This window comes from Segatella copri, from assembly GCF_019249795.2.
Lineage (GTDB): Bacteria > Bacteroidota > Bacteroidia > Bacteroidales > Bacteroidaceae > Prevotella > Prevotella copri_B.
This window is the reverse complement of record NZ_CP156891.1, coordinates 1,786,800-1,801,337: the sequence shown is the minus strand read 5'-3', so window position 1 is coordinate 1,801,337 and position 14,538 is coordinate 1,786,800. Positions and strand designations below refer to the sequence as shown.

The following is a 14,538-nucleotide window of genomic DNA, read 5'->3' as shown; positions in this document are numbered from 1 at the left end:
CAGACAGAAGATAATAAATCAAACCTCACGCCGTTTTTATAAATGATGTGAGGTCTTTTTCGTCTTTTCTGACGACAAAGGCGGCTCATTTGCGTCTATAAATAAATAGTACTTTAATCGATTAAACAAAAACAAATGAAAATCTTAAGAACCATCACAATATGCTGTCTGGCTTGCCTCTCTTTGCAGGCTACAGCACAAGCGTATAAGCTCTGGTACGACAAGCCAGCATTGGTCTGGACCGATGCCTTGCCTCTGGGCAATGGACGGTTGGGCGCCATGGTATATGGTATCCCAGCCACCGAACGCCTGCAGTTGAACGAGGAAACCATCTGGGCAGGACAGCCTAACAAGAATGCGAACCCTCATGCCAAGGCAGCTCTTCCTGTCGTACAGAACCTCATTTGGCAGGGTGAATACCGCAAGGCACAGGATATGTGTACCGAGAAGATCATGTCGAATACCAACTTTGGAATGCCTTACGAACCTTTCGGTGATGTCTATATTTCGGCTCCCGGGATGGATGACTATTCCCGGTATTATCGCGAACTGAGTCTGGATTCAGCCCGTTGTCTTACCCGTTGGACAGCCCACGGTGTCACCTATCAGCGCGAGGTCATCACCTCTTTTGCCGATAACGTGGTGATGGTAAGATTTACCGCCAATAAGCCTCATAGCATCACCTTCAATGCCAACTTCACTTCCCCTCACGATGATGTCATCATCCGTACCGATGGCGAGGAAGCTACACTCGAAGGAGTGGCTGCCAAGCACGAAGGTCTGAAGGGAAAGGTGAGATTCATGGGCAGAATGGCGGCTCAGGTCAAGGGCGGCGAGGCTGCGAAGACCTGCCGCGACGGCGTGGTCAGCGTGAAGAATGCCGATGAAGCCGTACTCTATATCTCCATCGCCACCAACTTCGTGAACTACAAGGATATCACCGGCAATGAGGTGGAGCGCAGCAAGCAGGCTCTCCATACAGCCATGGCAAAGGATGCCAGGGAACAGATGGCGCAGCATGTGGCTAAATTCCAGAGCATGATGCATCGTAACTCGCTCTGGTTGGGCGCTGATAAGTATCAGAATCTGCCTACCGACGAACGCCTTATCCGTTTTGCCCAGCAGGACGACAACTATCTCGTAGCCACCTATTATGCTTTCGGCAGATACCTTCTGATATGCAGTTCGCAGCCAGGCACACAGCCAGCCAACCTGCAGGGCATCTGGAACGATAAGATGTTCCCGTCATGGGACAGCAAGTATACCACCAACATCAACATGGAGATGAACTACTGGCCATCAGAGATGACCAATCTCTCCGATCTCAACGAACCGCTCTTCCGGTTGATTCGTGAAGTGAGCGAAACCGGAAAGGAATCGGCTCAGACCATGTATGGCAAGAACGGATGGATCTTGCATCACAATACCGATATTTGGCGAGTAACCGGTGGTATTGACAAGGCAGCATCAGGCATGTGGATGACCGGTGGTGCCTGGGTTTCCTCCCATCTCTGGCAACATTATCTCTATAGTGGCGACAAGGAATTTCTGCGCAAGGCTTATCCGATTATGAAAGGTGCAGCCACTTTCCTCGATGAGATGCTGATACCGGAGCCAGAGCATGGCTGGCTCGTGATTTCGCCAGCTGTGAGTCCAGAGAATGTGCATCCTTCGAAGGATGGAAAGATAGCCATGAGCTATGGCACCACGATGGATAATGAATTGCTCCACGAACTCTTCTCTTCTGTCATCAGAGCGAGCGAGATTCTGGGAGAAGATGCCGGATATGCAGCTCATCTGAAGGAAGTGTTAGGAAAAATGGCTCCGATGCAGATTGGCAAGTGGGGACAGCTGCAGGAATGGATCAAGGACTGGGATGATCCTCAGGATAATCATCGCCATGTGAGTCATCTCTACGCCCTCTATCCAGGTAATCAGATTACACCGGAGAAGACACCGGAACTCTTCGATGCTGCCCGTACTTCGCTGATACATCGTGGCGACCCGAGTACAGGTTGGTCGATGGGATGGAAGGTTTGTCTCTGGGCTCGCCTTCTGGATGGTAATCATGCCTACAAGCTGATTCACAACCAGTTGACCCTGACGGATGACCACTTCCTCGCCTACGGATTGAACAAGAAGAAAGGTGGAACCTATCGCAATCTCTTCGATGCGCATCCACCGTTCCAGATAGATGGCAACTTCGGCTGTACAGCCGGTATCGCAGAAATGCTGATGCAGAGTCATGACGGATGTGTCAATATTCTGCCGGCTCTTCCTGATGTCTGGAAGGCTGAAGGAAAGGTACAGGGGCTCCGCACCAGAGGTGGTTTCCTCATCGAGGAACTGGCATGGAAGAATGGCAGAATTACCTCGCTCAAGATCCGTTCTACTCTCGGTGGCAATCTCCGTCTCCGTCTGCCGGCAGGCAACCGGTTAAAGGGCATTAAGGGTATGAAATCTGCCAAGGGCAAGAATCCGAATCCGCTCTTCTCTGCCTTCGAACAGCCACAGATGCAGAATCATTCAGAAGTGAAACTCAACAAGGTGGTGTTGCCAAAGGCAAATACCTATGACATCACAACACGAAAGGGAGAGACCATCCGATTGTTTTAAAAACATGGATCTTCACTCCTTAACATCTAAACTCCTTTAGAAAATGAAAAAAATAATGATAACATTGGCGCTGGCTTGCGGAATCTTTACCGCTGCCTCTGCCGCTAAAAACGAAAAGCCTTGGGCTAATGGTAAATTACAGGTTTCTGCCAACCAGCGATTCCTGCAGTTTGAAAACGGACAGCCGTTCTTCATGTTGGGTGATACCGGCTGGCTTCTGCCGGAACGTCTGGATAGAGCCGAGGCACAGTATTATCTTCAGAAATGCCGTGTAGCGGGATTCAATACCGTTCTCATCCAGGTGATGGACGGCACACCTTCCTTTAATATCTACGGTCAGCAGTCGCTCCCTGCCGGATGGGATTTGTCAAAGGCAGACCCTGCAGGTGTCTACAGCTATTGGGATCATCTCGACTACATCATCAAACTTGCCGAGATGAACGGCATCTACATCGGCATGGTAACCATCTGGGGTTCTCAGGTAAAGGCAGAGAATATCAATGCACAGCAGGCTAAGGCATACGGAAAGTTCCTTGCCAACCGCTATAAGAATTCGCCTAATATCATCTGGGTGATGGGTGGCGATATCCAGGGTGATATCCACCCAGAGGTGTGGGAGTCGCTCGCTACCAGCATCAAGAGCATCGATCACAATCATCTCATGACCTATCATCCTCGTGGCAGATATACTTCTGCCAAATGGTGGAGCAAGGCGAAATGGCTCGATTTCCATACCTTCCAGAGTGGTCATCGCAAGTATGGTCAGCGTATGGGTAATAAGGATTATCCTATCCCTGACAATACCGAGGAGGACAACTGGATGTATGTGGATTCTACCTGGGCATACAAGCCTATCAAACCTGTGCTCGATGCCGAACCGAGCTACGAGGATATTCCGAAGGGCTTGCACGATCCTAACGAGGAGCGCTGGCAGGATTATGACGTTCGCCGCTATGCCTACTGGAGTGTCTTTGCCGGTTCCTGCGGCCATACCTATGGTCATAATGCCATCATGCAGATGTTGAAGCCGGGCTATCCTACCAGTTATGGAAGTGATGGAGCCGAGAAGCCTTGGTATGTGGCGCTCAACGATCCTGGATTCAACCAGATGAAGCATCTCAAGAATCTGATGCTCTCTCTGCCATACTTTGAGCGTGTGCCTGACCAGAGCATTATTGCCGGTGAGAATGGCGAAAGATATAACCGTCTGCTGGCTACCCGAGGCAACGATTATCTGCTGGTTTACAATTACAACTGTGTTCCGATGAAACTCGACCTCCGCAAGGTTTCGGGCAGCAGAAAGAACGTATGGTGGATGGATGCTGCCAACGGACAGCTGGAATACATCGGAGAGTTTGACAACAAGATCATCACCTTCGCTCCTCAGAAGGCTACCCGCGGCATCAGCGATGGTGTTTTCATCGCCATTGATGCCAGCAAGGACTATCTGAAGAAAGACCAGAAGATGATAGAAGACCAGAGTCTGGCTGGTAAGAAAAGAGATTTGAATGAGTAAATAAAGTGAAGAGTGAAGAACGAAGAGTGAAGAATTCAAATGAAGAATAATATATTGATGAGTGTGTTGCTGACGGCATCGCTGTCGGCAGCACTTCCGCTTTCCGCTGCCAGTCATGTTGACGTGGTGAAGATGCGGACGGAGAACCGGGTGAATCCTTTGGGAATCGGAACTTCAACCCCTCGCTTCTCCTGGCAGATTACTTCTGACAGGAAGGGTGTGGTGCAGACGAGTTATCAGATTCTTGTAGCTTCTTCCAGAGAAAAACTGGATAGAAACGAGGCGGATTTATGGGATAGCGGTGAACGCAACAGCGATGAACAGCTGTGGATTCCTTATCAGGGCAAGGCGCTGCTGAGTGGCGCTCAAGCTTACTGGAAGGTGCGTATCACTACCAATAAAGGAAAATCGGAATGGACCGAACCGCAGCTCTTCACCATCGGACTGCTCGGTGAAACCAAATGGAGCGGTACCTGGATTGGCTTGGAAGACCTGCAGCCTGGAGAACAGAAAGGCATGCATACCCGACTAGCAGCACGCTATATCCGCAAGGACTTTGCGGCAAAAGGTAAGGTGAAGCGGGCGCTGGCTTATGTTGCCGGACTCGGTGTCTATGAGTTCTACGTCAACGGACAGCGTATGGGCGGCAGCCAGGCATTGCAGCCTGCACCAACCGATTACCGCAAGACTATTTACTACAATACGTTCGATGTCACTTCGCTCCTGACTGAGAAGAATGCCATCGCCATCAAACTGGGCAACGGAAGAATGTTTCCGATGCGACAGGAGAAGGCATACAAGACGCCTTTTTTCGGTTATCCGAAATGCCGCATCAACGTGAAGGTGGAGTATGAGAACGGAAAGACTGAAACCTGGGCTACCAACAATACATGGAAGTTGAGCTTCGATGGTCCTATCCGCAGCAACAACGAGTATGATGGCGAGGAGTATGATGCCCGCAGGGAACAGGCGCTGAAAGGCTGGACCCAGGCTGGTTTCGACGATAGCCAGTGGCAGAAAGCCGAGCGCTGTGCCATTCCTGACGGTACGCTGATGGCGCAGCCGATGACGGGAATGGTTGAGAAGGAATTCGGTCATCCGGTAAGTCTGAAGCATCGCCACGATACACTCATCGTAGATTTCGGACAGAACATGGCGGGCTGGATCGGTTTCCAGGTCCGTGGCAGGCAGGGTGATACCATCCGTGTGAAATATGCCGAGAAACTGCAGGCTGACGGCAGTCTGTATCTCGACAACTTCCGCAATGCCCTCTCTGAGGATATCTATGTCTGCAATGGTAAGGAGAACGGCAAGCCTTGGCGCCCGGTCTTCTCCTATCATGGTTTCCGCTATGCTGCCATCACCGGTATGAAGAATGCCCGCAAGGAGGATTTCACCGCTTATACCGTGAGCGATGAGATGGCTACCATCGGACATATCGAGACTTCTGATACGATATTAAATAAGGTGTTGAAGAATGCATGGTGGGGCATCTACGGCAATTACAAGGGTATGCCGGTAGACTGTCCGCAGCGCAACGAGCGCCAGCCTTGGTTGGGCGACCGCACGGTGGGTTCGCTGGGAGAGAGTTTCGTTTTTTACAACGAGCGACTCTACAGCAAGTGGATGCACGATATCTGTGATGCCCAGCGTTCGGATGGCAACATCCCGGATGTGGCTCCTGCTTTCTGGAATTATTATACCGATGATGTCACCTGGCCGGCAGCTCTGCCTTTCACCTGTGATATGCTCTACCATCAGTTTGGCAACAGGCAGCCTATCATCGATTCTTATCCATCCATCAGAAAATGGATCAACCATATCCTGGCTGAATATACGGATGAGAACGGCATCATCACCAAGGATAAATACGGCGACTGGTGCGTGCCACCGGAGAAACTGGAACTGATTCACAGTCAGGATCCGAAGCGAAAGACCGATGGCAAGCTGATAGCCACCGCCTATACAATCCGCTGTTTGCAGCTGGCAGAGCAGTTTGCAAACCTGCAGGGCTTGAAGGAAGAAGCTAAGGTTTGGGCTGACCGCAGAAGCGGGATGATAGAAGCCTTCAACAGGCAGTTCCTCACCAACAAGGCAGGAACTTCCCGACGTCCGGGTCATGTGCTTTATCCAGACAGCATCTATTATGGCAACAATACCTCTACCGCCAATCTCCTGGCGCTCTCCTTCGGCATCGCTCCTCTGGAGTTGCGCAGCGAACTCATCAAGCAGGTAGTGAAGGGCATCTGCATCGATGCCAAGGAACATGTCAACTGCGGTGTCATCGGCATCTCCTGGCTCCTTCGCGGTTTGAGCGACAACGGTTTCCCTGATGTGGCTTATCTCCTGGCTACCCAGCGCACCTATCCGTCTTGGGGTTATATGGCTGAGAACGGAGCTACTACCATCTGGGAACTCTGGAATGGCGACAAGGCTGATCCGAAGATGAATTCGGGCAATCATGTGATGCTTCTGGGTGACTTGCTTACCTGGTGCTATCAGTATCTGGGAGGTATCCAGCAGAAGGGTGTCAACGTGCAGCAGGTGGCTGAGGCTGATGCCAGCGTGGCTTACAAGCACATCGTGTTGAAGCCAGCCTTCAGTATTCAGAACTGCGAATCGGTAAAAGCAGATTACGAGACTCCATACGGAGTAGTGAAGAGCCAGTGGAAGAAGACTTTGCAGCATGTGGATTGGGATATCACCGTGCCTTGCAACACCACAGCCGATGTCTATCTGCCTGATGGCAAGGTTGAAACGGTGGGTAGTGGCGATTATCATTATTCGGTAGAAATCCCTACCCGCGATGCTGCCATCCTGAAGGATGAATTCCTCTATGATTACAGCGGATTCCCATCGGCTCATGCCTCTACCATCATCCAGTTGAAGAATGGTGACCTGGTGGCTGCTTACTTCGGCGGTACCTTCGAGCGCAATCCGGATGTCTGCATCTGGGTAAGTCGGAAACCGAAGGGTGCCAAGGCTTGGGAGAAGCCTATCCTGGCTGCCGATGGTGTTTATCGCCTGGGTACTCCTGAGGCTAAGAAGGCGGGTCTTTCGGGCATCGATGAGAAGACGACTCCGGCTGATAAGGGACCTATCAAGGACAGATTGCGCCGTTTCGGTGTGCCTGCTGGCTACAAATATGATTTCCGCTCTAAGTCAGCCAATATCAAGTTGCCTGCCAATCTGAAGCGCAAGTCTTGCTGGAACCCTGTGCTCTATACCATGCCGGATGGCGAAATATGGCTGTTCTATAAGGTGGGATCTACCGTTGGCGACTGGACGGGCTGTCTTGTGAAGTCGAAGGATGGCGGTAAGACTTGGAGTGATCCGGAGGCATTGCCAGACGGTTTCCTCGGTCCTATCAAGAACAAGCCGGAAATGGTGAACGGCAGACTCATCTGCGGTTCCAGTACCGAGAAGAATGGTTGGCGATTCCATGTGGAGATCCTCGATTTGAAGACCAATAAGTGGAAGTATGTGGGTCCGGTAGATGCCGAACTGAAGCCTCGTACCGATGATGTAGATTCGGCTACGGTAGATATGGAGCATCCTATCTACAAGGAGGGAGAAAAGGCGAGATTAATCTACAGCATCCAGCCATCTATCCTGAAGTTGAAGGATGGCAGATTGCAGGTTCTGATGCGTACTCATAATGCCAAACTTGCCACCAGTTTTAGTAGCGACGGTGGTGATACCTGGACTCCGGTTACCCTGCTCGATATCGAGAACAACCAGAGCGGTACGGATGCTGTTACCCTGAAGGATGGCAGACACGTGCTCATCTACAACAATTTCGAGACGTTGCCGGGAACCAAGAAGGGATCTCGCACGCCATTGAGTCTTGCCATCAGCGATGACGGCACCCATTGGCGCCATCTCCTCACCCTGGAGGACAGTCCTATCAACCAGTATTCCTATCCAGGCATCATCGAGGGAAAGGATGGCAAGTTGCATTGCATCTACACCTGGCGTCGCCAGAGAGTGGCGTATAAGGAAGTGGATTTGAAAAAGATAAAATAAGAAAATAGTAAATAAAAAGGATAGATATCATACTCTATCCTTTTATTGTTTTAAATTCCCCAAGCGAAAGTTCCTTCATTGATTACAAAAAGAAGGAAACTGCGTCTTTATCTATAAAACAAAGACTAAGACAATGATAAAAGTACAAAATATTTTTGTGATGGCAGCCCTCGTGCTGATTCCATCTGTATCCTTTGCCCAGAAAGTGAATATCCTGACCGAAAAGACGGCTTCTAATCGGGAACAGTATGCTGCTGAATACTTGCAGAAGAAGCTCAACCGTTTGGGCTTCCCTACTGTGGTGAACGGCAAGAAGGGCGAATATCGCATTTCGCTCTCGCAAGCCAAGGATACTGCCGGACTGAAGAAGGAAGGTTTCTCATGGACCCGCAAGGGAAAGAAAATCCAGTTGCAGGGAAATGATGGCTCGGGTGTCATCTACGGCTGTAACGAAATTGCTGAATACGTGGCTCAGCATGGTTCTCTCAATGTGCCGCTGATGCAGGAGGATGCGCCTGAAATGGTGCTCCGTGGTGCTTGTGTAGGTTTGCAGAAAACCGTTTATCTACCGGGCCATCAGGTTTACGAATACCCTTATACCCCTGAGAATTTCCCTTGGTTTTATGACAAGGAACAGTGGATTCAGTATCTCGATATGCTCGTAGACAACAAGATGAATTCGCTCTATCTCTGGAATGGTCACCCTTTTGCTTCGCTCGTCAAACTGAAGGATTATCCTTTCGCCCTTGAGGTGGATGAGGCTACCTTCAAGAAGAACGAAGAGATGTTCTCGTTCCTGACCAGGGAGGCTGACCGCCGTGGCATCTTCGTCATTCAGATGTTCTACAACATCATCCTCTCCAAGCCTTTTGCTGATCATTATGGTTTGAAGACACAGGACCGTCACCGTCCTATCACTCCGCTCATCAGCGATTATACCCGCAAGTCGGTAGCTGCCTTCATCGAGAAATATCCCAATGTAGGCTTGCTCGTCTGTCTCGGTGAGGCGATGAATACCTACGAGGATGATGTGGAATGGATGACCAAGACCATCATCCCGGGTGTCAAGGACGGACTGAAGGCTTTGGGAAGAACCGACGAACCGCCAGTCCTGCTCCGTGCCCACGATACCGACTGCAAGATGGTGATGGAGGCAGCGCTGCCGCTCTACAAGAACCTCTATACGATGCATAAGTATAATGGAGAGTCGCTTACCACCTATCAGCCTCGTGGTCCTTGGACCAAGATTCATACTGATTTGGCAGCCCTGGGTTCTACCCATATAAGCAACGTGCATATCCTTGCCAATCTCGAACCATTCCGCTGGTCATCTCCTTCGTTCGTTCAGAAGGCGGTAACGGCGATGCACGATGTTCATCATGCCAATGCCCTGCATCTCTATCCGCAGGCCAGTTACTGGGATTGGCCTTATACGGCAGATAAATTGCCTGGCGGAAAGCGCGAGAAGCAGTTAGACCGCGACTGGATGTGGTACAAGACATGGGGAAGATATGCCTGGAACTGCCGTCGCGATGTAGCTGCCGAGGGTAATTACTGGGATAAGGTGCTTGCCGATTACTATGCTACTGATGCCGCTGTTGCCGACAGCATTCGCAAGGCATACGATGAGAGCGGTGAGATTGCGCCTAAGCTCCTCCGCCGTTTCGGTATTACCGAGGGCAACCGCCAGACGCTGCTCCTGGGTATGTTCATGAGTCAGCTAGTGAATCCATATAAGTACACCATCTATCCTGGTTTCTATGAGAGTTGCGGTCCTGAGGGCGAGAAACTCATCGAATATGTAGAGAAGGAGTGGAAGCATCAGCCTCATGTGGGTGAGTTGCCACTCGATATCGTAGCTCAGACCGAGGCTCACGGCGACAAGGCTGTGGCTGCCATCGATGCCGTAGCGAGTCGTGTAACCGGCAATCAGGATGAGTTCCGCCGTCTTCAGAACGATATGTATTGCTACCGTGCTTTTGCCTACGCTTTCGGCTGGAAGGTGAAGGCAGCTCAGCACGTGCTCAACTATAAGTGGAGTAAGGATATCAAGGAATTGGATGCTGCCGTTCCGCTACTCGAAAAGAGTCTGGAATATTACCGTCAGCTGGTGGATCTCACCAAGGATACCTATCTCTATGCCAATTCGATGCAGACCGCCCAGCGCCGCATCCCTATCGGAGGTGATGGCGGCAACATGAAGCATTGGAGCGAACTCTTACCAAAATATGAGCAGGAGTTGGCGAATCTGAAGAAGAATATCGCCATGCTCAAGGCTCAGGCTGCGGGTACCTACAAGATGAAGGCAGAGGATATCAAGCCTTTGAAGGATGCAACCCAACAGACGGGTGCTTTCCAGATGGAGAATATCAATGGCGAGGCTAATTTCAAGACTGTGAAAATAGCCAAGGGTGCCAAGCTCTTCAACGATTTGGATAGTGTAGTAACCGATTTTGCTCCTGAGTTGGCAGGTATGAATGCTTACGTGATGAACAGCAGCAAGCAGCGTGGCGCATCTACCTCGCTCATCTTTACCACCAAGAAGCCTGTGCAGCTCTTGATAGGTTATTTCCGTGATGACCAGATGAAATATGCCAAGGCTCCGAAGTTGGAGACCGATGCCACAGCCAACGATTACGGTCAGGCAGAGCCACAGCTCACCAGCGCCATCCGCATCGACGGCATGCCACAGGTGAACATCCACAAGTACGAGTTTGCTGCCGGCAAGCACACCCTGCTCCTGCCAAAAGGCTTCCTGCTAGTGCTCGGTGCTACGGGCGATAAGATTACCGCTCGCGATGCCGGCCTCTCAGGTGCCGATAAGGCGATTGATTGGCTGTTCTACTAAATAGAATGATATAATTGGAAGGATAGAGTATAGCACAAATCATGTGTTATGCTCTATCCTTTTTTTTATTAGGTGAGTCCACTCGAAAAAGTGGGTTCTATTTAAATCAAACGATAACCTTGGGCAGTTATATTCTGCCCTTGGCGTTAATTAACTCTGGCGAATAGTTAGTGTTCATTAGTTGATCAAACAACTTTAGCACGCTATGCGATCATCTTGAAACACTGGGCAATAGAGCAAGAAACATGTGTATATAACGTATAGAAATCTCAATGAAGGTGATTACAATATTTGGATTCTTTTCGTCTTTATGATAATCTTATTTGTTTGTAGTATACTAACATCACGGCACAGATGATTGGGAACAGACTATTTATGAAGTTAGATTAAAATATAAAAACAAACCTAAAAGACTCAATTATGAAGAAATTGAAAAATCCTGACGCTATCTCAGGAATTACCTCTAAGGTAATGTTGGTTTCGACTATCCTGTTGACTCCAACAACTATGATGGCAAGTAAAATTCAAGGAGGAATTCAAACACCTCTTTCTGTAGTGCAGCAGTCAAACTCCATCAATGGTACTATTGTTGATGAGCTTGGCGAGCCGATGATTGGTGTAACCATCAAAAAGAAAGGTAGTGGTGTCGGTGCCATTACTGACCTGGATGGCAAGTTTTCTGTAAATGTACCTGTTGGTACAGTCTTGGAAATCAGTTACACAGGTTATAAAACTTTTACTATTTCTGCCAAGCAAAATATGGGAATCAAGATGGAGCCTGATGCTATAGGTCTTGAGGAGTTGGTTGTTGTAGGTTACGGTACACAGAAAAAACGTGACTTGACAGGTTCTGTAGTATCCGTAAAGAATGAAGATGTTGTAGCGGCTCCTACTTCCAACGTAATGGAGGCTTTGCAAGGTAAAATCGCAGGTCTTGATATTACAAAATCCAGTGGTCAGGTTGGTGGCGGAGTAAATATTTTGCTTCGCGGTTCTCGTTCTATCTATGGCGATAACAGTCCTTTGTTTATTATCGACGGACTGCCTGGAAGCTATGATGACATAAGCCCTAACGATATAGAGAGCATCGATGTATTGAAGGATGCTTCATCTACCGCTATCTATGGTTCAGCAGGTGCCAATGGTGTCATCATTATAACAACCAAGCGTGGAGCGAAGAGTTCTAAGACAAGGGTTAATTTTGACGCTTACTATGGTTGGAGTGGTTCTCCTGAGTACAAGAGTGGCATGACTGGTGATGAATGGGTTAATTATTATACAGAGGCGTATAAATATAAAAATGGCGTAGCTCCAGCGAGCGTTTCAGACCTCTTCGGTGGTAACCAGGATTATGTAGATGCTTATAATGCAGGAAAATGGATAGACTGGGTAGATCAGGCTATGGATAATAAAGCTACTACTCAAAAATATTCACTTTCCATCCAGGGTGGAACTGACAAGACAAATGTTTACGCTTCATTGGTGTATAACCGTGACCAGGGATTACTGTCTAATGAGAAGCTCAACAAATATTCTGTACGTTTGAACATCGATCAAAAGGTATTTGACTGGTTTAAGGCTGGTGTGTCGACCAATCTCAACTATAGCATCCGTAACCGCGGCGACAACAAGACATTCACAGGAGCATTGAGGGCTTTTCCTCTTGGTGATGTCTTTGATGAATTTGGTGAGTATAACTCTGAGTATATCAATAACCAATACTCTCCTATGGGCGATTATATCAAGAATCAGTATGACAATAATAACCGTTATACTTATATCAATGCAATTGGTTATGCAGAGATTACTCCTTTCAAGGGTTTGTCTTACCGTACTCAACTTAACGGTTCGTTAGGTCATGGCCGCCAAGGTACTTATTGGGGCAATTTGTGTCATGCCAACAGACCTACATATGCAGGTTCGCCACACGCACAGATACAGAACTCAGACAGTTATAGTTATACATGGGAGAATATTCTTTCATACAACTTCAGCATTGCTAATGACCATAACATTGGTGTTACAGGCGTTACTTCTTGGCAGAAGAATTCTAATGAATATACCAATGCAGATGGTAGTGGCCAGGATTTGGACATATGGAAGTATTGGCGTTTGTTGGCAGCTAATAGCCAACGTGTAGAGTCAGGACTGACAACCACCCAAAAAATGTCATACGCCTTGCGATTTAATTATTCCTATAAAGGTAAGTACCTCTTCACTTTCTCAAATCGCTGGGACGGTGTGTCATTCTTCTCTCCAGGCAAGAAATGGGATTCATTCCCTGCAGGAGCATTAGCTTGGCGCGTGTCAGATGAAAGTTTCATGAAAAGCTCAGAAAAGTGGCTTGACAACTTGAAACTCAGAGTGGGTGCAGGTATTACAGGTAATTCAGGTGGCGTAGGTGCTTATTCAACACAAACAAATGCCTATAAATACACTTCTGCCGGCATCACTATAAATGGCAACATAGTGCCGTTCACTCAATATACCGGTACCTATGGTAGTCCTTCTTTGGGATGGGAAAAATCTTATAATTGGAACTTCGGTATAGATATGGCTGTACTCAAAGGACGTCTTGATGGCAGTTTGGATTTCTTCACCACTAAAACACGTGGTTTGCTCTTCAAGCGTACTATGCCTATAACAAGTGGCAGCACAGGTTGGGGCTCTCCTTTGGCTAGCTGGGAAAATATTGCCAAGACTAGCAACAAGGGTGTGGAGTTCACCATCAACAGCCGTAATATCGTTACCAAGGACTTTAAATGGAATACCACATTGACAGGAACTTGGAGCAAGGAAAAGATCGAGAGCTTACCTAATGGTGACTTGATTTCAGAGAATCTTTTCGTGGGTAAACCTATTCATGCTATATACGATTACAAGTATGCTGGTATCTGGGGTACTGATGCTTCACAGGAAGAACTTGATAAGTATGGCGTGAAACCTGGATGGGTAAAGGTTGAGACGATTGAGAAATTTGACGAAAATGGCAATGGTGACGGAGGTGTGCATAAGTACAGCCAGGATGACCGTCAGGTATTGGGACATGAGAATCCTAACTGGATTATTGGTCTTAACAATACTTTCGTCTATAAGGACTTCGACTTGACTATCTATGCAATGGGACGCTTCGGTCAGACTATCTATAGCAAAATGCTCGGTTCATATACAGCAAAGTCTGGAATTGATACAAATCAAATTTCAGGTATAGACTATTGGACAGAAGAAAACCAAGGTGCTTATTATCCACGCCCTGGTAGTGGTGATGACCAAACGATTGGCAATACAGCCATCAATGTATATGATGGTTCTTTCATCAAGATAAAGAACATCACATTGGGTTATACACTTCCAAAGAGCATCTCTAAGCATGCACTTATGGAGAAGTGCCGTTTCTATTTTACTGCCTATAATCCTTGGATTTTTGCTATGGACAGTAAGTTGAAAGGTACAGATCCTGAAATGGGTGGCTCGGATACTTTCCCAACTTACAAGCAGTTTGTTTTTGGTATAAATATCACATTCTAAACAA

At 48.2% G+C, this 14,538-nt stretch carries 5 protein-coding genes; all 5 read left to right on the top strand.

Going from position 1 to position 14,538, the window contains the following annotated elements:
- Positions 1 to 135: 135 nt before the first annotated feature.
- The 5 genes from KUA48_RS07675 (at position 136) to KUA48_RS07655 (ending at position 14,534) form a co-directional block, all read left to right on the top strand.
- The gene (locus KUA48_RS07675) at positions 136 to 2,616 is read left to right on the top strand and encodes a glycoside hydrolase N-terminal domain-containing protein (protein ID WP_118255042.1); all 2,481 of its coding nucleotides are present in this window, start codon (positions 136 to 138) and stop codon (positions 2,614 to 2,616) included.
- A gap of 43 nt (positions 2,617 to 2,659) precedes the next feature.
- On the top strand, positions 2,660 to 4,132 hold the full coding sequence (locus KUA48_RS07670; RefSeq protein WP_118255043.1) for a glycoside hydrolase family 140 protein: 1,473 nt from the start codon (positions 2,660 to 2,662) through the stop codon (positions 4,130 to 4,132).
- 39 nt (positions 4,133 to 4,171) lie between these two features.
- Positions 4,172 to 8,158, top strand: coding sequence for a family 78 glycoside hydrolase catalytic domain (locus KUA48_RS07665; protein ID WP_218433115.1), 3,987 nt, complete (start codon positions 4,172 to 4,174; stop codon positions 8,156 to 8,158).
- Positions 8,159 to 8,318: 160 nt separating this feature from the next.
- The gene (locus KUA48_RS07660; RefSeq protein ID WP_256624462.1) at positions 8,319 to 11,006 is read left to right on the top strand and encodes a glycoside hydrolase family 20 zincin-like fold domain-containing protein; all 2,688 of its coding nucleotides are present in this window, start codon (positions 8,319 to 8,321) and stop codon (positions 11,004 to 11,006) included.
- Between the two features lie 507 nt (positions 11,007 to 11,513).
- Positions 11,514 to 14,534 carry a TonB-dependent receptor gene (locus tag KUA48_RS07655; RefSeq protein ID WP_334649318.1) on the top strand — a complete coding sequence of 1,007 codons (3,021 nt, stop codon included), beginning with the start codon at positions 11,514 to 11,516 and terminating at the stop codon, positions 14,532 to 14,534.
- Positions 14,535 to 14,538: the final 4 nt, after the last annotated feature.